Origin of the sequence: Capillimicrobium parvum (assembly GCF_021172045.1) — a bacterium.
Lineage (GTDB): Bacteria > Actinomycetota > Thermoleophilia > Solirubrobacterales > Solirubrobacteraceae > Capillimicrobium > Capillimicrobium parvum.
The window spans coordinates 1,588,575-1,612,124 of the sequence record NZ_CP087164.1; the positions used below are offsets into that span (position 1 = coordinate 1,588,575).

Below are 23,550 nucleotides of genomic sequence, written 5' to 3' on the forward strand. Positions count from 1 at the left end.
ACCCCGTGCTGCACCGCTTCCGTCAACCCTGGAGCGACCGGCGCGCCGAGCGAGTGCTCGGCGCGCTGTCGTCGCTGCTGCTCGTGCTGATCGGCGCCATGGTCGTCTTCGTGATGGTCAAGGCGTGGCCGTCGTTCGCGCACAACGGCCTCGGCTGGTTCGGCTCGGGCGGCAGCGTCGACGACCAGCTCACCCAGATCTTCAACTCGCCGGCCGACCCGGCGAAGTGGGACTACACGATCCGCGCGTGGCCGCTGCTGTACGCCACGCTGCTGACCACCGGCCTCGCCGTGATCTTCGGGATGATCATCGCGGTCCTCGCCGCGGCGTTCATCGTCGAGTTCGCGCCCGAGCCCGTCCGCCGGGTGCTCGAGCCGGTCGTCCGGCTGCTCGCCGCCGTGCCGTCGGTCATCTACGGCCTGATCGGGATCCTCGTGATCGTCCCGTGGGTCGGCAACCACCTGATCTCGACCGAGCGCAAGGAGTCGGTCGCCGGGATCATCCAGCTCAACGGCACGAGCCTCGCCGTCGCGGTCCTGATCCTGACGATCATGATCGTGCCGATCATGATCGCGATCGTGGTCGACGCGCTGCGCGCGGTGCCGCGCGGCTGGCGCGAGGGCGCGGTCGCGCTCGGCGTCAACCGCTGGCGCGCGCTGTGGACGGTCTCGCTGCGCGCCTCGCGTCCGGCCCTCGTCGCCGCGGCGGTGCTGGCCACCGCCCGCGCGCTCGGCGAGGCGATCATGCTCTCGATGGTGTCGGGCTCGGTCGGCTGGGGGCCCAACCCGCTCGACGGCATGACGTTCTGGTTCGAGCCGCTGCGCCCGCTCGCGGCGACGATCGTCGACAACGCCGAGGGCCTGTCGGTGAAGCCGTTCGGCCAGACGATCTACGCGTTCGCGGCGGTCCTGCTCGTGTCGAGCTTCTTCCTGTCGCTCGCCGGATCGGCGGCCAAGCAGCCGCTGAAGAAGTACGGGGTGCGTGTCTGATGGCCGTCGCGGCCCCCGTCAAGCGCCCGCGCGGCGAGTCGCTGCGCCACTACCGCTGGAGCGATCGCCTCGCCTTCTTCGCGTGCTGGGCGACGGGTCTCGGGCTGTGCCTCGTCGCGGCGGCGATCGTGCTCTACATGCTCTACCGGGGCCTGCAGAACGTGTCGCTGGACATGATCTTCAGCCGGCCGCAGGCGAGTGCGGACCAGCGCGGCGCCGGCGGCTTCTTCGACCCGCTGATCGGCACGCTGATGCTCACGACGATCGGCGTCGTGCTCGCCGTGCCGCTCGCGGTCGGCGCCGCCGTCTGGTACGTGGAGTACGGGCGGCCGACGTGGCTGGCGCGCGCGGTCGAGTCCGCGATCGAGGTGGTCGCGGGCACCCCGTCGATCGTCCTGGCGATCTTCGGCCTGCTGATCTTCCAGAACACGATCTTCGGCTGGATGTCGTTCACCGCGCAGGGCGGCGCGGTGTTCGGCCGCTCGTTCCTCACGGCGGGCGCGATGATGAGCCTCATCGCGCTGCCGCTCGTGTTCGGCGCGACCCGCGAGGGGCTGCAGGGCATCCCGCAGCACGTCCGCGAGGCGTCCTACGGGCTCGGCAAGACGAAGATCGCCACGATCCGCCGGGTCCTGCTGCCGGCGGTGCGGACGAACATCGGCACCGGCGCCACCCTCGGCATGGGCCGCATCGCGGGGGACACGGCGATCGTCGTGATCCTGCTCGGCGCCACCCTGCAGCTCTCGCAGGAGGGGTCGATCCCGCTCGTCAACCAGCTGCGCGGCACCGGCAGCACGCTGACGAGCTACGTCTACAACAACTCGCCCGCGGGCGAGGGCAACGCGCCGGGCAAGGCATACGCCGCGGCGTTCGTCCTGCTGATGATCGTCATCGCGCTGAACTTCGTCGTCACGTTCATCGCTCGCCGCGGGTCGCGCTACGGCTACGGAGGAGCTCGCTGAGCATGCTTGACATCACGGAAGCGGAGACCCTTCTCCCACCGATCCGCAAGATCGCGCTCGATGCGCCGCCGACGGTGGCGATGCCGTCGATCGACGTCGACCACGGCCCGCGCCGGCACCGCACGACGACACCGGGACCCGAGCGCATGACGCTCGAGGAGCTGACCGTCGCCTACAGCGGCAAGGAGGCGGTCAAGCGCGTGTCGCTGCCGATCCGCCAGGGCGAGGTGCTCGCGCTCATCGGCCCCTCCGGGTGCGGCAAGACGACGCTGCTGCGCACGCTCAACCGGCTCACCGAGCTCACCGCGACCGCGAGCCGCTCAGGCCGGATCCTGCTCGACGGCCAGGACGTCGACCACCTCGAGATCACGCAGCTGCGGCGGAAGGTCTCGATGGTCTTCCAGCAGCCGAACCCGTTTCCCATGTCGATCTTCGACAACGTCGCCTACGCGATCCGCGAACAGGCGATGCGGAGGCCAGGCAAGAAGGAGATCGCCCCCAAGGTCGAGGACGCGCTGCGCCGCGCCGGCCTCTGGGATGAGGTCAAGGACGACCTCGCGCGCCCCGCTCTTCGGCTCTCGGGCGGCCAGCAGCAGCGCCTGTGCATCGCGCGGGCGCTCGCCGTGCGGCCCGAGGTCATGCTCATGGACGAGCCGTGCTCGGCGCTGGACCCGAAGTCGAGCGCGGTGATCGAGGAGCTCATCGTCGAGCTCAAGCGCGACATCGCGATCGTCATCGTCACGCACAACCTGCAGCAGGCGCACCGCGTCGGCGACCAGGTGGCGTTCATGTACCTCGGCGACCTCGTCGAGTACGGGCCGACCGACGACGTGTTCGGCGCCCCGCGCGCCCAGCGCACGCGCGACTACGTCGCGGGGGCGTTCGGCTGATGCGAGCCGGGGTGCTCGCGCTGGTGGCATTGGTCTCGCCGGCCCTGCTCGCGGGCTGCTCGTCGACGCAGGACAAGGCGGCCCGCAAGCGGGCCGAGGCGAAGACGATCGTGCAGCAGAAGGGCCTGGAGGTCGCCCGCACCAACCCGGGCGTGAAGGTGCTCGGATCGCAGGTCCTGCACGACGAGTACGGCACCGCCGCGGTCGTCGAGCTCCGCAACCGGACGAAGGCCGACATGGTCGCCGTGCCGGTCGCGATCGACGTCGCCGACGCCGACGGCAAGAGCGTGTTCCGCAACGACGCGCCGGGCCTCGAGCCGTCGCTCGTGTCGGCCGCGCTGCTGCCCGCGCGCGAGCGGGTCGTCTGGGTCAACAACCAGGTCGCCGCCGCGGGCAAGCCGGTGTCGCTCACCGTCAGGGTGGGGAAGGCGAAGCGCCGCGCGCCCCGACGCGTGCCCCGCATCGAGGTCAGCGGCCTGCGCGCCCACCGCGACCGGGACGGACCCTCCGTCACCGGGGTGATCCGCAACCGCTCGAAGATCGCCCAGAAGCGGCTGACCGTCTACGGCGTGGCGCGTCGCGGCGATCGCGTCGTCGCCGCGGGACGCGCCGTCATCGACCGTCTCGACCCCGACCCCACCCCCAAGCCCGTGCACTTCACGATCTACTTCATCGGTGACCCGACCGGCGCGCAGCTCGACGTCTTCGCGCCCCCGGTGACGCTGTCATGAGCGCCGAGCCCTGCCCCGGGTGCGGCGCCCTCATGGCGGACGACCAGCGCTACTGCCTCGAGTGCGGGACGCGGCGCGGCGATCCGCGCATCGACTACGGGCGATATCTCCGCGACCGGGAGGCCGCGCCGGCCGGCGGGCCGCCTGCGACCCCCCGGTCCGACCGCGGGGCGTCGTGGAACCTCACCACGGGGCTGGCGACGATCGCGTGTCTGCTGATCGCGATGGGGGTCGGCGTGCTGATCGGCCGCTCGGGCGACGTCGGCGGCAAGGTGCAGGCGGCGGCGCCGGCGCAGGTGATCCGCGTGAACGCCGCCGTGCCCGCCACGACGGCGACCACCGCGGCGCCCGCACCGGCGGCGACCACGGCCGCGGCCGACGGCAGGACGGCCGCGGCCAGGAAGGCGAAGGCGAAGGCGAAGGCGAAGGCGAAGGCGAAGGCGAAGGCGAAGGCCAGGGCCAAGGCCGACGCCGCGCCCACCAAGGCCACGAGCGACGCCGTCAAGCAGCTCGACTCCGCGTCCCCGGACGACTACCAGAAGCAGTCGGAGAAGCTGCCCAAGGAGCTCGGCACGGGCGGCGAGGCGCCGCCGAAGGACGACAAGCCGGCCGCGGGCGGCGGCGGCTTCGAGACGATCGGATGACGATGAGCGACGACGACCTGCACGCCCGCCGCGACGCGCTCGCCGCACGCGTGGCCGACCTCACCTGGGACCTCGGCGGCCTGGCCTACGAGATGGCGATCCGCGACCACTTCCGCCTCGACGTCCTCGTCAAGCGCGCGGCGATCCTCCAGGAGGCCGACGCGGAGCTCGGCGAGGTCGAGCGTCTCCTGCACATGCAGGAGACGGGGACGACCGGCGCGTGCCGGTCCTGCGGCGCCGTGCACAGCCGCGGTGCGGTGTTCTGCTGGCAGTGCGGCGCGGGGCTGATGGAGGTCCAGCCGGCCGCGCCGTGAACGGCTCGCCGACGAGGATCTGCATGCCCGCACCCCTCGACTGCGTGGTCCTGTCCGCGTTGCGCGGCCTCGTCCGGGGCAGTGGCGTGTCGGCGGCTCGTCACGCGCGGCGCACGGCTCGACGGGCCACGACGCGACGACCGCCCTGCGCTTGAGACGGCCGTCAGCGGCGCGTGCCCGCGCGGCGCTTGAGGGAGATGCCCTCGAGCACGTGGGCCACCCGCTCGCACGCGTCGACCGCGCACTCGAGCGAGTCGAAGACGTCCTTCCAGCGGATCACGACCATCGGGTCGACGCCGTCGGCGAACAGAGACGCGACCGCCCCGCGAGAGATCCGGTCGCCCTCGTTCTCGAGCCGGTGGATCTCGATGAGGTACGGACCCATGTCGGTGTCCGCACGCAGCGCGGTGAGCGCATTCGCGACCTGGGCGGCGCCGTCGACGAGCACGTCGGCCATCGCCACCGCCTGCTCCATGGGCGCCTCGACGCCGTAGAGGCCGAGCCGGTCCGCGGTCTCCTCCGCGTAGTCGACGATGTCGTCGAGGGCGGTCGCGAGCGCGTGGCCGTCGTTGGAGTCGATCGGCGCCCGGCCCTGGGACGCGCCGTTGAGCCGGTGGATCACGTCGTGCGCGATCCGGTCGCCCTCGTGCTCGAGCTCGCGCAGATCGCCGGCCAGATCGGCGCGCTCCGGGTAGTCCGTGACGAGGTCGCGCAGCACCAGCGCGGTGCGGTGGACGTTGGCGCCCGATTCCTCCAGCAGCTCCAACGGACCTTCGTCGATGGGCGGGCGGCGGCGCAGCAACGGTCGCATGCAGGGCAAACGTAGACCGTCGCGGGGGCGGTTCACGATTTCTTCACAGAAGCTTCACCGGCGGGTAACTGAGATGTCGGCTTCCGCACGCGAGGGTGCCCGGCATGGAGGCGACATCCGACGTCATCCGCTCCGGCGAGATCGAGATCCGCACCTCGGACGGCCTCGTGCTGGCGGGTGGTCGCGTGGTGTCCATGTCGGTGCGGGAGTTCCGGCTGCTGTGCGCGCTGGTGGCCCGCGAGGGCCGCATCGTCGCGCGCGAGGACCTGTACCGCGCGGCGTGGGAGGCCCCGCTGCGCGACGGCGACCGCTCGGTCGACGTATACGTGCACAAGCTGCGCGTGAAGCTCGAGAACGCGCTGCCGGGCCAGGCGTTCATCCACACGCACTTCGGGTTCGGCTACCGGTTCGCCCCGCGATGATCGACGTCGTGGGACCGCTCATCTCGCCTTCACCGGCTTTTCACAACTCGGTGACAGCCCGATAACAGGCTTGCGCTCGTGCGTTGCGAGCCTCGGGCCTCAATGGGAATGACCAGGAAAGGAACCCCGTGAGGCATCGCAAGCTTCTCGCCGTCGCGTGCACCGGTGCGGTGGCGCTCGGCGTCGCCGCGTGCGGCAGCGACAGCAACTCCAGCACCTCGGCCAGCACCGGTTCGAGCGGCAGCACCGCAGCGAGCACCGAGCTCGGCGGCACCATCAACGGCGCGGGCGCCACGTTCCCGCAGCCCGTCTACAGCGAGTGGGCCAACCGCTTCAAGAAGTCGGCCGGGACCACGGTCAACTACCAGGGCATCGGCTCGGGCGGTGGCATCGCCCAGTTCACCGAGGGGACCGTCGACTTCGGCGCGACCGACGCGCCGATGACCGACGAGGAGGAGACCGCCGCCAAGAAGAAGGGCGAGCCGGTCCACGTCCCGACGGTGCTCGGCGCCGTCACCGTCGCCTACAACGTGCCGGGGGTCGACAAGGGCCTCAAGCTCGACGGCGCGACGGTCGCCAACATCTTCCTCGGCAAGGTCAAGAAGTGGAACGACCCGGCGATCGCCGGCCTCAACGACGGGGTCGACCTGCCGGACACCGCGATCACCGTCTGCCACCGCTCCGACGAGTCGGGCACCACGAAGAACTTCACCCAGTTCCTTGCGGACTACTCGCCCGAGTGGGAGAGCGGCCCCGGCGTTGACAAGTCGGTGCAGTGGCCGACCGGCACCGGCGCGAAGGGCAACGACGGCGTCGCGGGCTGCGTGAAGCAGACCGAGGGGTCGGTGGGGTACGTCGAGCAGGCCTACGCCCTGCAGAACAACTTCAGCACCGCCGCGATCAAGAACAAGGACGGCCAGTTCGTCGAGCCCACCCTGGAGGCAACCTCGGCCGCCGGTCAGGGCGCGTCGCCGCCGGCCGACCTGCGCTTCACCACGATCAACGCCCCGGGCGCGACGACCTACCCGATCACCGCCGTCACGTTCCTCCTGGTCTACCAGGACATGTGCAAGGCCGGCATGAGCAAGGACAACGCGGCTCGCGTCAAGGCGTGGCTGGACTACGCGCTCGGCGACGGCCAGCAGGTCGCGCCGGAGCTCGAGTACGCGCCGCTCCCCGACCCGATCAAGAAGTCCGCGCAGCAGCAGGTGGACGGCCTGCAGTGCAACGGGAGCGCGATCGCGACCTCCTGATGGCCTCCGCCCCCGGCACCGTCGAGACCCCCCGCGGCAGCTCTCTGCAGCGGCCGCGGGGGGGTCGGCTTCCCGACCAGCTCCTGAAGTGGGGACTGACGATCCTGTCGATCGGGGTCATCGTCCTCATCGCCTACTTCTTCCTGCGGCTCATCGACGAGTCGCGCCCAGTCTTCGCGGAGACGGGGTTCTTCGGCTTCGTCTTCGACAACGCCTGGGTGCCGTCCAAGAACCTCTACGGAGCGCTGCCGCTCGTCGTCGGCACGCTCATCACGTCGGCCATCGCGCTGGTGATCGGCGTGCCGATCGCGGTCGCCACCGCGCTGTTCATCACCGAGCTCTGCCCGGCCCGCGTGAAGGGGCCGCTGACGGTCCTCGTCGAGATGCTCGCTGCGGTGCCGTCGGTCGTCTACGGCCTGTGGGGCTTCTTCTTCCTCATCCCGAAGCTCCGCCCGGCCGAGCAGTGGTTCTCCGACACCTTCTCGTTCCTGCCGTTCGTCGGCGGGACCGTGTCCGGCCCCAACTACTTCATCGCCGGGCTGATCCTGGCGATCATGATCATCCCGATCGTCTCGGCGATCTCGCGCGAGGTCATGGCGACCGTGCCCAGCGAGAACAAGGAGGCGGCGCTCGCGCTCGGCGCGACGCGCTGGGAGATGATCCGCATGGCCGTGCTGCCGTACTCGCGCGGCGGGATCACCGGCGGGGCCATGCTCGGCCTCGGCCGGGCGATCGGCGAGACCATCGCCGTGACGATCGTCATCGGCAACGCGCCGGTCATCGGCGACACGATCTTCTCCCAGGGCTACTCGCTGGCGGCCGTGATCGCCAACGAGTTCGGCGAGGCGGCCTCCGATCCCGTGCACCGCGCGGCGCTCATCGCGGCCGGACTCGTCCTGTTCCTGCTGACGCTGTTCGTCAACGCCGGCGCGCGGTGGCTCGTGACGCGGGCCGAGCGCGGGCAGCGGGCGGCGCGCAAGCCGGCGGCCGGGATGGCCGGTTGAGATGGCGGTGAGCTCGCTCGTCCTCCCGCCCGTCAGCGGCCGCCGCCGGCGCGCCGACAAGGCCGCCCGCGTGCTCGTCGGCGCCGGCACCGTGGCCGCGCTCGTGCCGCTCGTCCTGATCCTCTACTACCTGATCAAGGAGGGGCTCGGCGCCTGGAGCTGGGACTTCTTCACGACCGACCCGACCGGCTCGTTCCTCGGCGACCCCGGCGGCATCAAGAGCGCGATCATCGGCACGGTCCTGATGGTGGCGCTGGCCGCCGCGGTGGCGGTGCCGATCGGCGTGGGCGTCGCGGTGTGGCTCGTCGAGTTCGGCCGCGAGTCCAAGCTCGCGCTCGCCGTCCGGTACTTCATCGACGTGATGACCGGCGTGCCGTCGGTCGTCTTCGGCCTGTTCGTCTACATCACGCTCGTCGTGGGCGGGTTCGGCGGCACGTCGTTCGCCGGCTGGAAGGGCTCGATCGCCCTGGCGCTGCTGATGCTTCCGGTCGTCACGCGCTCGGCGGAGGTCGTCCTGATGCTCGTGCCGAACACGCTGCGCGAGGCGGCCTACGCGCTCGGCGCGCCACGCTGGAAGGTCGTCTTCCGGATCGTCCTGCCGACCGCGCTGCCGGGCATGGTCACCGGCGTGCTGCTCGCCGTCGCCCGTGCGGCGGGGGAGACGGCGCCCCTGCTGTTCACGGCGACCATCGTCAACGCGACGACGTTCAACATGAACGACCGCATGAACTCGCTGCCCGCCCTGATCTTCCAGGACGTCGGGCAGGCGCAGGACCGTCTCGTGGAGATCGCATGGGGCGCCGCGCTGACGCTCGTGGCGATGGTCCTGATCCTCACCGTCATCGCCCGCCTCGTGCAGAGAAGGAGCCGTCTGTCATGAACCCCGACATCCCCACTCCGGTGACCGACGAACCAACGACCGAACCGAGCCGGCCGTCGCGCCCCGTGGCGCCCTCCCTGGCGGCGGCCGCGACCCATGAGGCCCCGGCCCGGGCGATCGAGCGCGAGGCTCACGCGATCGAGCTGCGAAGCCTGAACGCCTGGTACGGCGCGATGCACTCGATCAAGGACCTCTCGCTCACGTTCCCGGCGAACAAGGCGACGGCTCTGATCGGCCCGTCCGGATCGGGCAAGTCGACGGTGGTGCGCTGCATCAACCGCATGCACGAGGAGATCCCGGGCGCGCGGGCCGAGGGCGAGGTCATGCTCGACGCCATCGACGTCTACGACCCCAAGGTCGACGTGGTGGCCGTGCGCCGGGCGATCGGCATGGTCTTCCAGAAGCCGAACCCGTTCCCGACGATGTCCATCTACGACAACGTCGCGTCCGGCCTGCGGCTCACAGCGCGCAAGGTGCACCACGACCAGGTCGAGAGCGCGCTGCACGGGGCCGGTCTGTGGGAGGAGGTCAAGGACCGGTTGCGCGAGCCGGGCATCGGGCTGTCGGGCGGTCAGCAGCAGCGGCTGTGCATCGCGCGGGCGCTCGCGGTCGAGCCGGCGGTCATACTCATGGACGAGCCGGCCTCGGCGCTCGACCCGATCTCGACCCTGAAGATCGAGCAGCTCGTCGAGGAGCTCAAGTACCGCGTGACCATCGTGATCGTGACCCACAACATGCAGCAGGCCGCGCGCGTGGCGGACCAGACCGCGTTCATGCTCGACGGTGAGCTGGTCGAGGTGGGCCCGACGGAGAAGATCTTCACGAACCCCGGCGACTCGCGCACGGAGGAGTACGTGACCGGGAAGTTCGGATGAGCGGCGCGGCGGGCGATACGCGGATGCACTTCCGCGAGGCGCTCGTCGAGCTGGAAGCCCAGGCGCTGGGCGGCATCGACATGGTCGTGCAGCAGCTCGACCGGGCCATGGAGTCGGCGGCACACCAGGACGTCGAGCTGGCGAGCTTCGTCATCGCCGACGACGACCGGCTCGACGGGCGCTACCTCGAGGTCAACCAGGGGATCCTGTCGCTGATGGCGCTGCAGGCGCCGGTCGCGGGCGACCTGCGGGTGCTGGCGGCGCTGCTGCACGTCATCAAGCATGTCGAGCGGATGGGCGACCAGTGCGTGAACATCGCCAAGCTCGTGCCGCTCGCCGGCCACGAGCCCCCGGTTCGGGCCGAGGTGATCGACCGGATCGTCCGGATGGGCCAGTTCGCGCGGTCCGAGGCGCTCCAGTGCAAGACGGCGTTCGCGACCCGCGACGTCGAGCTGGCCCGCGACCTCGTGCGCCAGGACCGCGAGATCAACCGCCTGAACCGCGAGATCTTCCAGGTGGCGATCGCGATCGGCGACGACCCGGACACGCGCGAGTGGGCGATGCACATGGTGCTCGTGGCGCGCGCGCTGGAGCGCATCGGCGACAACGCCGTGGACATCGGCGAGCAGACGGCGTTCGTCGTGACGGGGCTGTTCCGGGAGTTCTCGGATGCCTCGCAGCTCAACGGCACGTGAGGATTGCCGCAGTCGGCGGCGGCGCTGCGCGACGCGGTGTGAAGATCCTGTGACTCTTCGGGCCTTCCGGTCGGTTGCCGGGTGGGCTGAGGACTAAGCTTGCGCCATGGTCGAAGTGATGCATGACGGGGGGCCCGGCGCACCGCTGCGCCTGGCGGTGATCGATCGGGACACCGGCTTCCTGCAGGTCCTGGGCAAGCGTCTGGACCGTCTCGGCTGGGAGCACCGCGTGCTCGCCAGCGCCGTCTCGCCCGATGCGCTCGTCGCGATGCGGCTGAGCGCGGTCGTCGTCGACCTGGCGATCCTCGGCCCGCAGGCGTGGGAATGGCTCGAGCGCACGTGCGCGACGCTGCCCGGCCTCGGCGTCGTCGTGTGCACCGGCCAGTCGACGGTCGCCCAGCGCGTCCGCGGCCTGCGGTTCGGCGCCGACGACTGGGTGACGAAGCCCTGCCATCCGGAGGAGGTCATCGCCCGGGTGGAGTCGGTGGTCCGTCGCCGGCGCCGGGCGGAGGCGCGCGTGGACGCCGAGCCGGTGCACGCCGGCGAGATCGAGATCCGCGCCGACCAGTTCCAGGCGTTCGTCGCCGAGTGCTCGGTGGACCTGACACGCCGCGAGTTCGAGCTGATCGACCTCCTGGCGAGCGCCCAGGGCCGGGTGCTCGAGCGCGAGGAGATCTACCAGCGGGTCTGGGGCTACGCGATGGCCCGCGGCGACCGCTCGGTGGACGTCTTCGTGCGCAAGCTGCGTCAGAAGCTCGAGAAGGCCTCGCCCGAGTGGCGCTACATCCACACGCACTTCGGCATCGGATACCGGTTCGCGCCGGAGCCGATGGAGGGCGTGGAGGTCGTGACGCCGGCTGCGGAGGCGGTCGTGCGGGAGGCCGCGGCGGCGGCGGAGGCCGCTGTGGCGGTCGAGGCGCTCGCGGTCGACGAGCAGCCGGCGCTCTGACGCGGGGCCGGCGGGGGCCGGGCGCTCCTGCGGTGCGGCCCACGCGCGCGGCGCGGCCGCGCGCTCCGGCCCACGCGCGCGGCGCGGCCGGGCGCTCCGGCGGTGCGGCCCACGGGCGCGGCGCGGGCGCGTATCGTGTGACGCCGTGAAGCACGTCCGCAACTTCGGGATCGTGGCGCTCCTCGCGCTCGGCGTGTGGGCGCTGCCGGGCGGGAACACGGCGGCGAACCTCTTCGGCGCCGCGCTCTTCGTGGTCGTCACGGTGGGGATCGGGCTCCTGGGCGCGCGGTTCTACATCGAGCGGCGCTCGGACCTGTACGCGCTCGGCGACTGGTGGCGGCTGCTGCTCTACGGCGCCGTCGGCGTGATCGTGCTCGACATGGCGGCCACGCCCAAGCTGTTCGACAGCGGCGGCGGGACGATCCTGTGGATCGTGCTGCTGGCGGCGTCGCTCTTCGCGCTGCTGCAGGTGTTCCGGCACTCGCGCGAGTACTGACGCACTTTCGTAACGAACTCGTGTAGCGCTGTGACAGGCGTCCCGGCGAGGGTCCTGCCATGGACCCATCCGGTGAACGCGGCCAGGCATCGGTGGAGCTCGTGGCGGTGCTGCCGCTGGTGGTTCTGCTCGGACTGCTGTGCTGGCAGGCGGTGGTCGCGGGCCAGGCCGTGTGGCTGTCGGGCGCCGCCGCTCGCGCCGCCGCGCGCGCGGACGCGCTGGGCGACGACCCGCGCGCCGCCGCGCGGCGGGTGCTGCCGGGCGCGCTGGCCGCCGGGGTCCGGGCGAAGGGCGACGGGGGTGGATCGGTGACGGTCCGCGTCGCTATTCCGGCCGTCGTCGGCGGGATCGAGCTGACCGCGGTCACCGCGAAGGCGCACTTCGCGTCGCAGACGGGCTGATGCGGGTGGGCCGGGGATGGGGCGCGGTGGGGGCCTGGGTGGGAGCGAGGCGATCGCTTCGGCGCCTCGCGGGCGCGCGAGGCCAATCGACCGTCGAGATCGTGGGGCTGCTGCCCGTCCTGCTCGCGGTCGCGCTCGGCGCGGCCCAGCTGCTGGCGGCGGGGGTGGCGCACGAGGCGGCCGACCATGCCGCCGAGGCCGGAGCGTTGGCGATCCTGCAGGGTGGCGACCCCGCCGATGCCGCGCGCGACGCGGTTCCGGGCTGGGCGCGCGACCGCGTCGCCGTCGACGTCGCCGGCCGGCGGGTCTCCGTCGCGGTCGAGCCGCCGTCGCCGTTCCCGGGGCTGGCCGACCGCCTGACCGCGCACGCGTCGGCGCATGCGGGACCGACGTCGTGAGCGCGGCCTGGTCGCGCCTGGTGTCGGCGTTCGTCCGGCCGGCGTCGCCGGTCGGCGGGCTCGACGGCGTGGATCCGGCGGTGGGTGCGCTGGAGAGCGGGGCCGAGGCGCGACCGTGGGTGCCGCCGGTGGCGCCGGTGGCGGGAGACGCGGCGCCGGCCCCTGCCCGGCGCGGCCGGAGGCATGCCGCGGCCCGGGTGCCCGAACCGTGCGCCTTCGCCGTCCTCGCGCCGGGGCCGGCGGCCCGCGCCCTGGGCGCGGCGGCCGCGCTGAGCGGCGGCGCAGGCGCGGCGCTGGTCGCGTGCTGGGGCGTCGCCGGATCGCCGGGCGGCGCCGCCGCCCCGGTGTCGCGCACCGCCCGCCGCCTCGCCGCGTCGCTGACGGACCGCGGCTTCGCGGTTCGAGCGGCCGGCCGGCTGGTCGAGCTGCGGCTGCCCGACGACGAGGACGAGGCGATCGACGCGCTGCACCGCGCGGAGAGCGCCGCCGCTGCGGCCGGCGCGGTCAGCGTGGTCGTCCTGGCCGCGCCGCGCGGCGACGCCTGGGACGGCGTCCTCGCGACCCGCGACGCGGTCCTCCTGCACGGCGGCGACGCGACGGTCCTCGAGCTCGCCGCGGAGCGCCTCACGGGGATCGGCGCACCGGCGCACCGCCTGGAGCGTGCGCCGTCCCGCCTCGCTCTGACCTTCGCCGTGGCGGGCGTGACGCCGTGGGGCGGCGCCGGGCCGGTCCGCGCCGCGCTGGAGGCCCCGGGATGATCGCCATGCCCCGGCCTGTGCGCCGGACCACGCCCAGCCGCGCAGAGCACTCCGACGCGGCGACCAGCCGAGCCTGCCCCGCGCGCCCGGCACGCCTCGGCGGCGACGCCGGCCAGGCGGCCGTCCTGCTCGTCGGCATCCTCTGCGCCGTGCTGTTCGGCGCGGCGGTGCTCGGACTGCTGGCGGGCGGGATCGGGGCGCACGGCCGGCAGCAGCGGGCGGCGGACCTCGGCGCGCTCGCGGCGGCGAGGACCATGCACGGCCTCTACGCGCGGCTGTTCGAGCCCGCGGTCATCGACGGGGCGCCGAACCCGCGGCACCTCGAGCGCGATGCCTACCTCGCCGAGGCCCGTCGCAGCGGCGAGCGGACCGCACGCGCCAACGGGGCCGAGGCGGTCGACGTGAGCTTCCCCGGCGCCGACCCCGTCGCTCCCGCGCTGGTCCGCGTCGCGGTCGGCGAGCGGGTCTCGGTCACCGCAGCCGGCGCGCACCGGTCGATCGACGTGCGCGCCACCGCCGACGCCACGCTCGTACCGGTGGCCTCCACCGCCTCGGCCGCATGGGGCGACGAGTACGACGGCCCGCTCGCGATGCGCCAGGGCAAGCCGATGCGGCCTGACGTCGCCCGCGCCTTCGACCGCATGACGGCGGCCGCCGCCGCGGACGGCGTCCAGTTGATGGTCGTCTCCGGGTTTCGCACGAACGCCGAGCAGGCGGTCCTGTTCGCCCAGCACCCGGATCCGAAGTGGGTCGCGCCGCCGGGCACGTCGCTGCACCGGCTCGCCACCGAGCTCGACCTGGGCCCCGAGAGCGCATACGCATGGCTCGCGGCCAACGCCGGCCGCTTCCACTTCGTCCAGCGGTACTCGTGGGAGCCGTGGCACTACGGCTACGTCCTCAACCCGGCGAGCTCGAAGGCGCTGGCTCGGCGCCGCGACAGCGGCGGTGACGGCGAGGCCGGCTCGAGCCTGCCGTCGTTCGTGCCCGAGCGGTACGCGCCGGCGCTCACGCGGGCCGCGCAGCGCTACAACGTCTCGGCGACGCTGCTGGCCGCGCAGATCCAACAGGAGTCCGGGTTCAACCCGTTCGCGGTCTCGCCGGCCGGAGCGCGCGGGATCGCGCAGTTCATGCCGGGCACCGCGGCCGGCTACGGCCTGCACGACTCCTTCGACGCGGAGGCCTCGATCGACGCGCAGGCGCGGCTCATGCGCGACCTGCTGCGGCAGTTCGGCTCCGTGCCGCTGGCGCTGGCCGCCTACAACGCCGGCCCGCAGCGGGTCGCGGCGTGCGGCTGCGTGCCGCCGATCCCCGAGACGACGGCCTACGTCGCCGCGATCCTCGGCCTCATGGGCGGCGCCGGCGACGCGTCGGGGTTCGGCGGGCTCGAGATCCGGCTGGTGCGATGAACCAGGCCGACCCGAGCCCCGGCGCCCACCCTGCCCGCGGTCTGCGGGCAGGTCCGCCGAACCCGCGGCTATGGTCTCGCCGTGGTCGCTCCGGTCGCCGAATGGACGGACGTGTACGTCGCCAGCGCGGGCGCTGCCGCGGCGCTCGCGGGGCTCGTGTTCGTGGCGGTCTCGATCAACGTCGAGCGCATCCTGGCGTTCCGTGGGCTGCCGGAGCGCGGGCTCGTGACGGTGCTGCTGCTCCTGGGCGCCGTCGTCGCGTCGCTGTTCGGCCTGCATCCCGACCAGAGCGACGAGACCCTCGGCTGGGAGATCCTCATCGGCGGCTGCGTGCTCAGCGCCATCGTGATCTGGTTGCTGCTGAAGTCGCGACCTCGCGAGGACGAGGAGTCGCACATGGCGTCGGCACTCGGCCTCGCAGCGGTCGGCACGCTGCCGTACATCGTCGCCGGGATCCTGCTCGTCAGCGGCTCCGACGCGGGCCTCGACTGGCTGTTCTCCGGGATCGTCGGCGCGATCGTCGCCGGCGTGATCAACGGCTGGGTGCTGCTGGTCGAGATCCTGCGCTGAGCGTGCGGCGGCGGGCGACCGAGGCAAGCCGCGGGACCTGCATCGCGCAGCGCCATCTCTGGGTAGAGTCCACCCATGGCAAGCGCAGCCATGATGGCCGGAGCCGTCCAGACGTACGCGACCATCGCCGTCGCGATCGCCGCGATCGGGCTGCCGCTCTACCAGCTGCGGCGCGACGGGTTCCTGCCGCGCCTGCGCCGGCGCGACTGACGGGCGGGTCAGCCCGCGGGTTGCGCCGGGACCCCGGCGCCCACGCCCACACCCTCGCTTCGGCCGGCCCGGCTCGCGCCGCCGCCGTCGGCTCCGCTCTCGGCAGCCAGCACCTCGACCGGGATCCCGTTGAGCACCGCGTTGCCCGACACCGCGTCGAGCAGCAGCTCGTCCGACAGGACGTTCGAGTTCGCGCCCGCGTGCTCGGCCGCGACCGACCAGCCCACGCCGTCGACGGCGTGCCCCCAGCCGTGGGGGATCGACACCACGCCGGGCATGATCCCGTCCGTGACCTCGACCGGCAGCGCGATGCTGCCGACCCGCGACCGCACGGTCGCGACGCCGCCGTCGACCAGCCCGAGCCGAGCGGCGTCGGACGGATGCACCTGCATCGTGCACCGCGCCGGTCCGCGGACCAGCAGCGGCAGGTTGTGCATCCACGAGTTGTTCGAGCGCAGCTGGCGCCGGCCGACGAGCAGCATCGCGCTCGGCTCTCTCGCCGCGTCGAGCGCGTCCGCCAGCCGCGGCACGTCCGCCACGATCTCCGGCGGCGCGAGCTCGATCATGCCGCTCGGCGTGCGCAGCGCCGCCGGCAGCCGCGGCTGCAGCGGGCCGAGGTCGACGCCGTGCGGGTTGGACTCGAGCACCGCGAGCGACAGCCCATCCGGCCGTGCGCCGAACCCGTCGCCGTACGGTCCGCAGCGCAGCATCACGTCGAGCAGCCGCTCCGGCCCGCGTCGCGGAGCCAGCTCGGCCAGCAGCTTCTCCGGCTTGCGCCGCGACACCGGCGAGCCCGGGGTCTCCGCCTCGCGGCGCAGCATGTCGAGCGCGAACAGGTCGTCGAGCCGGTCGACGTCCATGCGCCCGTGGCCGGCCGCGATCGCCGTCAGCCGCAGCAGCGTGCGCCACTCGTCCTGCGTCCCCTCCGGCACGGGCAGCACGGGCGGCGAGTAGTTCGCGACGTTGCGCACGGCGAAGCCGTACAGCGCGAGGTCGTAGTGCGAGCGCTCCAGCGGGGACGGCGCGGGCAGGATCACGTCGGCGTGCCGGGACGTCTCGGTGACGTAGACGTCCAGGCACACCATGAGATCCAGCGCCGCAAGCGCACGCGACAGTCGGCCCGCGTTCGGCGTCGAGACCGCGGGGTTGCCGGCGAGCGTGATGAGCGCCCGGACCTGGTCGTCGCCCGGCGTGTCGATCTCCTCGGCCAGGCACGCCGCGGGCATCTCGCCGAGCACCTCGGGCAGCCCGCGCACCCGGCTCGTCCAGCGCCCGAAGCGGACGCCGCGGCCCCGGCCCGGCTCGCCGCGGCTGTTGGGCCCGCCCGTCGCCGGGAGTGGGAACATCGCGCCGCCCGCCCGGTCGAGGTTGCCGGTCAGCGTGTTGAGCACGTCGACGAGCCACGACGCGACCGTGCCGAACGCCTGCGTCGTCGTGCCCATCCGGCCGTAGACGACGCCGCGGTCCGCCGCCGCGAGGTCGTGTGCCAGCCGCCGCACGACCTCCGCGGGCACGCCCGTCGGCCGGGCCACGCGCTCCGGGGTGAACGGCGCGGCCAGCGCCCGGACCTCGTCGACGCCCGCGCACAGGCGCTCGAGGCGGCCGATCCGCACGAGCCCCTCCGAGAACAGCTGCGCGACCATCCCCATCAGCAGCAGCGCATCCGTCCCAGGCCGGATGAAGACGTGCTCATCGGCCACGCTCTGCGCGGTGCGCGACCGCCGCGGGTCCACCACGACGACCCGTCCGCCGCGCGACCGCACCGCCTGCAGCCGCCCGCGTACGTCGGGCGCCGTCATGAGCGAGCCGTTGGACGAGACCGGATCGGCGCCGAGGATCATCACGTGCTGCGCCCGGTCGAGGTCCGGAACCGCGACCGTCGTGGCCGTCCCGAACATCAACCCGGAGGCGAGCTGCTTGGGGTATTGATCGACGGTGCTCGCGGTGAAGACGTTGCGCGTGCCCAGCGCCTTGACGAGCGGCTTGGCGTAGAGCAGCGACGACAGGTTGTGCGCGTTCGGGTTGCCGAGGTACAGCGCCACCGCGTTGCGCCCGCCCGCGGAGACGACGTCGCGCAGCCCCGCTTCGACCAGCGCGAACGCCTCGTCCCACGAGCATGCCTCGAACGATCCGTCCGCGAGGCGGCGCTGCGGCGCGCGCAGCCGGTCCGGGTCCTCGTGCAGCTCCTTCAGCGCCACGCCCTTCGGGCACAGGAAGCCGTGCGAGAACACGTCGTCGGCGTCGCCGCGGACGCGCGAGACGCCGGTGCCCTGCTCGTCGAGCGTCAGCTCGAGCCCGCAGGTCGCCTCGCACAACGGGCACGTCCGGAACGCCGTCTGCGCCACGCGGGCGAGCCTACTCCTCCATCCGTCCAGGCGCACGAGGCCGCCTCAAGACCGGCTCGCGCCGACCGAACCACTCGAGAGCCATGGAGGCACATCTGCGCGCAATGGATGGCGTGCGGTGGCGCGACGCCGTCGATCCCGAGATCGAGGACCGTCTCGCCGCCGCGGTCGACGAGCTGGCCCTGCTGCCGGTGCTCGACGCCACGGTCGCGCGGATCGTGGCCGCGGTCGAGGACCCCGACGCCGCCTCGGCGGACCTCGTCGCCGTGCTGGAGGGCGATCCCGCGTTCGCCCGCCGCCTCATCGACCGCCTCGACGACCCCGGCCGTCCGCCGCCCCTGCGGGTGCGGACGATCCGGCAGGCCGTCCTGGGCACCGGCCGCCCGGCGCTGCACCGCCTCGCGCTCGAGGTCGCCGTCCACCGCTTCCTCGCCGAGACGCCGGCCGCCGGGGCGGCCCGCGCGCGCCTGCGCCACAACGCCTCCGTCGCGGCCGCCGCCGCGGTCACCATCGCCGCGCGCACCGGGACCCCGCCGGCCGTCCCGCACCTCGCCGCGCTCCTGCACGACGCCGGCGAGCTCGTCCTGGCACTCGCCTTCACGCCGTCCACCTGCGCCGCCCTCGCCCTCGAGCACCCGAACCCCACCGACCGGGCCCGCGCGCAGCGCACCCGGCTGGGCGTCGACCACGCCGTGGCCGGCGCGATGCTCGCCGAGCGTTGGAACCTCGACGAGGGGGTGCCCGAGGCGATCGCCCTGCACCACGGCGGCGCGACCGGCACGGCCTCGCCGACCACGGAGATCGCCGTCGTCCAGCTCGCCGTCCAGGTCCCGCACCTCGCGTCCGGCGGCGAGCCCGACCACGCGGTGCTGTGGGCGGCGCTCGAGCGCTGTCGCGCGCCCGCCGCCCTCCTCGACGAGCTGCTCGCGGACCCCGCCGTCGCGGCACCGCCGCGGCCCGCCGACCGCGCGCGGCCCGGGGTCGCGGCGTCCGGCCGGCCGGGCGCTCAGCCCAGCACCTCGAGCAGCCCGCGATCGGCCACGAGCGCGGCGTCGAGGGTCTTGTAGCCCACCGAGTCGAACACGACCGTGATCTGGTCGCCGTCGACGCGGGCGACCGTCCCCTCGTCCCACTCCGGGTGTGCGACCCGCGCGCCGACGACGAACCCGGCCGCATCCTCGCTGGCCTCCTCCTCGGCGCCGAGCCCCGCGTCGCAGACGTCGCAGTTCCCGCACGGCGGCTCGAACGCCTCGCCGAAGTAGCCGAGCACGAACGCCCGCCGGCACTCCCGCCGCTCGGCGTACGCGCGCATCATCTCCACGCGCGACCGGTCGAACGCATGCCGGTCCTCCTCGGCGTGCGCCGCCGCCTCGACCGCCTCGTCGAGCCCGTCCTCGCGGCCGACCGCGCGCACGCAGCCGTCCTCCTGCACGTCGACGAAGCCCGCCTCCTCGAGCCGGTGCACCGCCGTCGCGAGCTTCGTCTTGGAGAGGTCGAGCTCCGTCAGCATGTCCGCGGGGTCGATCGGCCGCGCGGCCACGGCGAGCACCTTCGCCACCCGCTCGAGCGCCGCCCGGTCGACGGTGCCGCCCGCGAAGAACCGCCGCAGCCCGAGGTCCTCCGGGCGGTAGAACAGGACCGCGCGGGCGGGCGCACCGTCGCGGCCCGATCGCCCGAGCTCCTGGTAGTAGGCGTCGACCGACGCGCTCACGTCGTGATGGAACACCCAGCGGACGTTCGCCTTGTCGACGCCCATGCCGAACGCGATGGTCGCCACGACGACGTCGACGCCGGCGTCGTGCATGAACGCCGCCTGGACCTCGTCGCGCCGGCGCGAGCCCAGCCCGCCGTGGTAGGCGTCCGCCCGCACGCCGCGCTCGCGCAGCTGCGACGCGACCTCCTCGCAGGCCCGCTTCGTCGCCACGTAGACGATCCCCGGCGGCGGTGCCTGCACGACCGCGTCCAGCAGCGCCCGGCGCTTGTGCTCGCCGTCGCGGAAGTGCTCGACCCCCAGCCAGATGTTCGGCCGGTCGAAGCCGCGGATCACCATCTCCGGGTCGCGCAGCCGCAGCACGTCGACGATGTCCGCGCGCACCGGGGGCGACGCCGTCGCGGTCAGCGCGAGCACCGTCGGCCGGCCGAGGCGCTCGACGACGTCGGCGAGCTCGAGGTAGTCGGGGCGGAAGTCGTGGCCCCACTCGGACACGCAGTGCGCCTCGTCGACGACGAACAGCGACGGCTCGGCCTCGCGCAGGCGCTCGAGCACCTCCTCGTTGGCGAGCTGCTCCGGTGCGAGCAGGACGTACTCGAGCCCGCCGTCGGCCGCCTCCTCGAAGACCTCCTCGCGCGCGGTTCCGGAGAGCGTCGAGTTCAGCAGCGCGGCGTCGTCCTCGCCCTCCACTTGGTCGCGCTGCAGCGCGATCAGCGGCGAGACGACCACCGTGGCACCGTCGATGAGCTGGCCCGCGATCTGGTAGATCGCGGTCTTGCCGGAGCCGGTGGACATGATCGCCACGGTGTCGCGCCCGGCCAGGACCGACTCGATCGCCTCGCGCTGGCCCGGCCGCAGCCGCTCGAACCCGAACCGCCGCCGGGCCACCTCGTCGATGCGATCGCTCACCCGGCGCACGTTATCCGGACCCCTCCGCGACCAAACTAGCCTCGGAAGCACAGATGGCCAGCACGACCGCCCGCGTCCACGATCAGCGCCGCCACCTGCCCGACGGTCCGGGCGTCTACCTGTTCCATGACGACAAGGGCAAGGTCATCTACGTCGGCAAGGCGAAGTCGCTGCGCAAGCGGGTCGCCAGCCACTTCTCCAACCCGGTGACACGTGGCGCGTACGAGATGACGACGTCGATCGACACCGTCGAGTACCTGCTCGTCTCCAGCGAGTCCGAGGCGCTTCTCGTCGAGCAGAACTTCATCAAGCAGTACCAGCCGCGCTTCAACATCCGGCTGCGCGACGACAAGTCCTACCCGTTCATCGCGATCTCGATGGAGGAGGAGTTCCCGCGCGTCTACTTCACGCGCGAGCGCCATCGCCGCAACCGCCTCTACTTCGGGCCCTACTCGAACGCCAAGCGCGTCCGCGGCACGCTCGACCTGCTCGGCAAGGTGTTCCAGTTCCGGTCCTGCCAGGGCCCGGAGCCGGGGCGCCGCTCCGGTTCGCCGTGCCTCGACTACTACATCAAGCGCTGCGGGGCGCCGTGTGTCGGCTACGTCACCCGCGAGGGCTACATGGAGGCGGTCGACGGCGTGATCGCGTTCCTGTCGGGCCGCTACCGCGAGATCGAGCGCGATCTCGAGGACCGGATGCAGCAGGCGGCGGCCGCGCAGGAGTACGAGCAGGCCGCGCTCGAGCGCAACCGCCTGAACGCCGTGCGCTCGCTGCTGGAACGCCAGCGGGTGGCGAACGAGGCGGTCGGCACCCTCGACGCGATCGCCGTCGCCGTCCACGGCACCGACGCCAACGCACAGGTCTTCCAGGTCCGCGACGGCGTCCTCTCCGACCGCCAGTCGTTCTACCTCGCCAACGAGGGCGAGGCCGAACTGGCCGACGTCGTCGAGGAGTTCCTCCTGCAGTACTACGCCGAGGCGATGTCGATCCCGGCGCAGCTGCTCGTCCAGGTGCCGGTCGACCCGAGTCTCGGCGACGCGCTCGCCGAGCGCCGCGGCGGCCGGGTCGAGCTGCGCGTGCCCGAGCGCGGCGACAAGCGCCGGATCCTCGACCTCGCCGAGCGCAACGCGAAGCTGGCGCTCGATCAGGAGAAGCTGAAGTCCGAGCGCCGCCGTCAGCAGCGCGTCGAGGCGCTCGACGGCCTGCAGGCCGCGCTGAACCTCGACGCCCTGCCGCTGCGCGTCGAGTGCTACGACATCTCCAACCTCATGGGCACCCACCAGGTCGCCTCGATGGTGGTCTTCGAAGGCGGGGCGCCGAAGAAGAGCGACTACCGCCGCTTCCGCATCCGCGGCAACGAGGAGGGCGTCCCCGACGACTTCGCCGCGATGGCCGAGGTGCTGGGCCGGCGCCTCGCCCGCTGGGAGCGCCAGGCCGACCTCTCGCCGCACGACCCGGAGTTCGACGCCTCGTTCGCGGCCCTGCCGAACCTCATCGTGATCGACGGCGGCCCCGGGCAGCTCGCGGCCGGGCTGCGCGTGCTGCAGGGCTTCCGCGAGCGCGGCGTGGCGGTCATCTCGCTGGCCAAGCGGATCGAGGAGGTGTTCCGGCCCGGGATCCCGCAGCCGCTGCTCCTCGGCCACGACACGCCGGAGCTCCAGCTGCTGCAGCGCGTGCGCGACGAGGCGCACCGCTTCGCGATCACCCATCACCGCGGCCGGCGCGACCGCGCGATGACCGCCTCGGTGCTCGACGAGCTGCCCGGCGTCGGGCCGGCGCGCAAGCGCGCGATCCTCAATCACTTCGGCTCCCCCGAGGCGTTCCTGGCCGCTTCGCGCGAGGAGCTCGAGGCGGTGCCCGGGCTTCCGGGGAAGATCGCGCGCGAGCTCTGGGGCTCGCTGCACAAGACCGGGGTGTGAACGTCCTGCGCGGTGGTGGAGGCGTCATCTGCGCCACCCGCCACAATGCGGCCATGGCCACGACGCACGCAGGCGAACGGAGTGCCCGCCCGTTCGCGGGCTCGCATGTCGAGGATCTCGTCGTCATCACCGGCTTCTCCGGTGCCGGGAAGTCGACGGCGATGCAGGTCTTCGAGGACGCCGGCTACTTCTGCGTCGACAACCTGCCGCCGGAGATGATCCGCGGGCTCATGGAGCTGTTCGTCCACGAGGGCTCCAAGGTCGAGCGCGCGGCGGTGGTCTCCGACGTCCGCGGGGGTGCGTACTTCGAGACGCTGCTCGCGGTGCTCGAGGACCTGCAGGCGCTCGGCCTCAGCCACCGGGTCCTCTTCCTCGATGCCGACGAGCAGACGCTCATGACGCGCTACAAGGAGACGCGCCGCCGCCATCCGCTGTCGCCGGAGGGCAGCGTGGCCACGGGTATCGCGGACGAGCGCGCGCTGCTCGCCGGGCTGCGCGACCAGGCCGACGTCGTGATCGACACGACCGGCCTGACCGGCGCGATGCTGCGCCGGCGGATCGCCGACGAGTTCCTGCCGCGCCAGGCGACCTCGCGCATGGCGGTCACGTTCGGCAGCTTCGGCTTCAAGCACGGTCCGGCGCGCGACGCCGACCTCGTGTTCGACGTGCGCTTCCTGCCGAACCCGCACTACGTGCCGGAGCTGCGCCCGCTGACCGGCCACGACGACCGGATCGTGGACTACGTCGGCCGGGAGGGGAAGCTCGAGGCGTTCTACGCCCTGCTCGAGCCGCTGCTGGACTTCCTCATCCCGCAGTACGTCGCCGAGGGCAAGGCGCACCTGATGGTGGCGATCGGCTGCACGGGCGGGCGCCATCGCTCGGTGGCGATCACCGAGCACCTCGGCCGGCGCTACCGCGACCACGACGACGTTTGGATCGAGGTCACCCACCGCGACGTGGACCGGTCGCCGAAGTGAACGGCCGCCGCGCGGCGTCCGCCGCGGATCC

26 protein-coding genes are annotated in these 23,550 nt (G+C 73.0%); 23 read left to right on the forward strand and 3 right to left on the reverse strand.

The genetic code is table 11. From position 1 onward, the window contains the following. Positions 1-5 precede the first annotated feature (5 nt). The 6 genes from DSM104329_RS07805 (at position 6) to DSM104329_RS07830 (ending at position 4,530) form a co-directional block, all read left to right on the forward strand. On the forward strand, positions 6-989 hold the full coding sequence (locus tag DSM104329_RS07805; RefSeq protein WP_259314834.1) for a PstC family ABC transporter permease: 984 nt from the start codon (positions 6-8) through the stop codon (positions 987-989). Further along, positions 989-1,951, forward strand: coding sequence for a PstA family ABC transporter permease (locus tag DSM104329_RS07810; protein WP_259314835.1), 963 nt, complete (start codon positions 989-991; stop codon positions 1,949-1,951). The genes DSM104329_RS07805 and DSM104329_RS07810 overlap by 1 nt, the downstream gene beginning before the upstream one ends. A gap of 146 nt (positions 1,952-2,097) precedes the next feature. Further along, positions 2,098-2,841 (forward strand): phosphate ABC transporter ATP-binding protein, encoded by a 744-nt coding sequence (locus DSM104329_RS07815; RefSeq protein ID WP_407655902.1) that lies wholly within the window; start codon positions 2,098-2,100, stop codon positions 2,839-2,841. Further along, complete coding sequence (locus DSM104329_RS07820) at positions 2,841-3,572, forward strand: hypothetical protein (protein WP_259314837.1); 732 nt, start codon at positions 2,841-2,843, stop codon at positions 3,570-3,572. The genes DSM104329_RS07815 and DSM104329_RS07820 overlap by 1 nt, the downstream gene beginning before the upstream one ends. Then, positions 3,569-4,216 carry a hypothetical protein gene (locus DSM104329_RS07825; protein WP_259314838.1) on the forward strand — a complete coding sequence of 216 codons (648 nt, stop codon included), beginning with the start codon at positions 3,569-3,571 and terminating at the stop codon, positions 4,214-4,216. Before DSM104329_RS07820 ends, DSM104329_RS07825 begins: the two co-directional genes overlap by 4 nt. A 2-nt stretch (positions 4,217-4,218) precedes the next feature. Continuing rightward, a complete protein-coding gene (locus DSM104329_RS07830; RefSeq protein WP_259314839.1) occupies positions 4,219-4,530 on the forward strand; it encodes a hypothetical protein in 312 nt (103 codons plus the stop codon). A gap of 163 nt (positions 4,531-4,693) precedes the next feature. Here DSM104329_RS07830 and DSM104329_RS07835 read toward each other — a convergent pair whose 3' ends face one another. After that, a complete protein-coding gene (locus DSM104329_RS07835; RefSeq protein ID WP_259314840.1) occupies positions 4,694-5,341 on the reverse strand; it encodes a DUF47 domain-containing protein in 648 nt (215 codons plus the stop codon). 104 nt (positions 5,342-5,445) lie between these two features. On the opposite strand from DSM104329_RS07835, the gene DSM104329_RS07840 reads away from it, so the two are divergent. The 14 genes from DSM104329_RS07840 to DSM104329_RS07905 all read left to right on the forward strand — a co-directional run bounded on the left by DSM104329_RS07840 (position 5,446) and on the right by DSM104329_RS07905 (position 15,658). Further along, on the forward strand, positions 5,446-5,763 hold the full coding sequence (locus DSM104329_RS07840; RefSeq protein WP_259314841.1) for a winged helix-turn-helix domain-containing protein: 318 nt from the start codon (positions 5,446-5,448) through the stop codon (positions 5,761-5,763). A gap of 128 nt (positions 5,764-5,891) precedes the next feature. Beyond that, complete coding sequence (gene pstS, locus DSM104329_RS07845; RefSeq protein WP_259314842.1) at positions 5,892-7,016, forward strand: phosphate ABC transporter substrate-binding protein PstS; 1,125 nt, start codon at positions 5,892-5,894, stop codon at positions 7,014-7,016. After that, complete coding sequence (gene pstC / locus DSM104329_RS07850; protein WP_259314843.1) at positions 7,016-8,020, forward strand: phosphate ABC transporter permease subunit PstC; 1,005 nt, start codon at positions 7,016-7,018, stop codon at positions 8,018-8,020. Before pstS ends, pstC begins: the two co-directional genes overlap by 1 nt. Positions 8,021-8,027: 7 nt before the next feature. After that, positions 8,028-8,900, forward strand: a complete 873-nt coding sequence (pstA, locus tag DSM104329_RS07855) for a phosphate ABC transporter permease PstA (RefSeq protein ID WP_259314844.1) — start codon at positions 8,028-8,030, stop codon at positions 8,898-8,900. Between the two features lie 173 nt (positions 8,901-9,073). Further along, positions 9,074-9,775: a phosphate ABC transporter ATP-binding protein PstB gene (gene pstB, locus DSM104329_RS07860; protein ID WP_259316197.1), complete on the forward strand. Its 702-nt coding sequence runs from the start codon at positions 9,074-9,076 to the stop codon at positions 9,773-9,775. Beyond that, positions 9,772-10,470, forward strand: a complete 699-nt coding sequence (gene phoU, locus DSM104329_RS07865) for a phosphate signaling complex protein PhoU (protein WP_259314845.1) — start codon at positions 9,772-9,774, stop codon at positions 10,468-10,470. The genes pstB and phoU overlap by 4 nt, the downstream gene beginning before the upstream one ends. Before the next feature lie 106 nt (positions 10,471-10,576). After that, positions 10,577-11,419: a response regulator transcription factor gene (locus DSM104329_RS07870; RefSeq protein WP_259314846.1), complete on the forward strand. Its 843-nt coding sequence runs from the start codon at positions 10,577-10,579 to the stop codon at positions 11,417-11,419. A gap of 145 nt (positions 11,420-11,564) precedes the next feature. After that, a complete protein-coding gene (locus DSM104329_RS07875; RefSeq protein ID WP_259314847.1) occupies positions 11,565-11,915 on the forward strand; it encodes a hypothetical protein in 351 nt (116 codons plus the stop codon). A gap of 59 nt (positions 11,916-11,974) precedes the next feature. Beyond that, positions 11,975-12,316 (forward strand): hypothetical protein, encoded by a 342-nt coding sequence (locus tag DSM104329_RS07880; protein ID WP_259314848.1) that lies wholly within the window; start codon positions 11,975-11,977, stop codon positions 12,314-12,316. A 101-nt stretch (positions 12,317-12,417) separates the two neighbouring features. After that, complete coding sequence (locus tag DSM104329_RS07885; RefSeq protein WP_259314849.1) at positions 12,418-12,714, forward strand: hypothetical protein; 297 nt, start codon at positions 12,418-12,420, stop codon at positions 12,712-12,714. Further along, positions 12,711-13,472 carry a hypothetical protein gene (locus DSM104329_RS07890; RefSeq protein ID WP_259314851.1) on the forward strand — a complete coding sequence of 254 codons (762 nt, stop codon included), beginning with the start codon at positions 12,711-12,713 and terminating at the stop codon, positions 13,470-13,472. Before DSM104329_RS07885 ends, DSM104329_RS07890 begins: the two co-directional genes overlap by 4 nt. Further along, positions 13,469-14,878, forward strand: a complete 1,410-nt coding sequence (locus tag DSM104329_RS07895; RefSeq protein WP_259314852.1) for a transglycosylase SLT domain-containing protein — start codon at positions 13,469-13,471, stop codon at positions 14,876-14,878. The genes DSM104329_RS07890 and DSM104329_RS07895 overlap by 4 nt, the downstream gene beginning before the upstream one ends. An 81-nt stretch (positions 14,879-14,959) precedes the next feature. Next, positions 14,960-15,448, forward strand: coding sequence for a hypothetical protein (locus DSM104329_RS07900; RefSeq protein WP_259314853.1), 489 nt, complete (start codon positions 14,960-14,962; stop codon positions 15,446-15,448). Between the two features lie 75 nt (positions 15,449-15,523). Next, positions 15,524-15,658 (forward strand): hypothetical protein, encoded by a 135-nt coding sequence (locus DSM104329_RS07905; RefSeq protein ID WP_259314854.1) that lies wholly within the window; start codon positions 15,524-15,526, stop codon positions 15,656-15,658. Between the two features lie 8 nt (positions 15,659-15,666). On the opposite strand, the gene DSM104329_RS07910 is transcribed toward DSM104329_RS07905, so the two are convergent. Next, complete coding sequence (locus DSM104329_RS07910; protein WP_259314855.1) at positions 15,667-18,003, reverse strand: molybdopterin-dependent oxidoreductase; 2,337 nt, start codon at positions 18,001-18,003, stop codon at positions 15,667-15,669. Between the two features lie 83 nt (positions 18,004-18,086). Between DSM104329_RS07910 and DSM104329_RS07915 the strand changes: the two genes are divergently transcribed. Continuing rightward, a complete protein-coding gene (locus DSM104329_RS07915) occupies positions 18,087-19,070 on the forward strand; it encodes an HDOD domain-containing protein (RefSeq protein WP_259314856.1) in 984 nt (327 codons plus the stop codon). On the opposite strand, the gene DSM104329_RS07920 is transcribed toward DSM104329_RS07915, so the two are convergent. After that, complete coding sequence (locus tag DSM104329_RS07920; RefSeq protein ID WP_259314859.1) at positions 19,010-20,623, reverse strand: RecQ family ATP-dependent DNA helicase; 1,614 nt, start codon at positions 20,621-20,623, stop codon at positions 19,010-19,012. The genes DSM104329_RS07915 and DSM104329_RS07920 overlap by 61 nt on opposite strands. A gap of 53 nt (positions 20,624-20,676) precedes the next feature. On the opposite strand from DSM104329_RS07920, the gene uvrC reads away from it, so the two are divergent. Continuing rightward, positions 20,677-22,542, forward strand: a complete 1,866-nt coding sequence (gene uvrC / locus DSM104329_RS07925; RefSeq protein ID WP_259314860.1) for an excinuclease ABC subunit UvrC — start codon at positions 20,677-20,679, stop codon at positions 22,540-22,542. Positions 22,543-22,595: 53 nt separating this feature from the next. After that, a complete protein-coding gene (gene rapZ / locus DSM104329_RS07930; protein WP_259314861.1) occupies positions 22,596-23,519 on the forward strand; it encodes an RNase adapter RapZ in 924 nt (307 codons plus the stop codon). Positions 23,520-23,550: the final 31 nt, after the last annotated feature.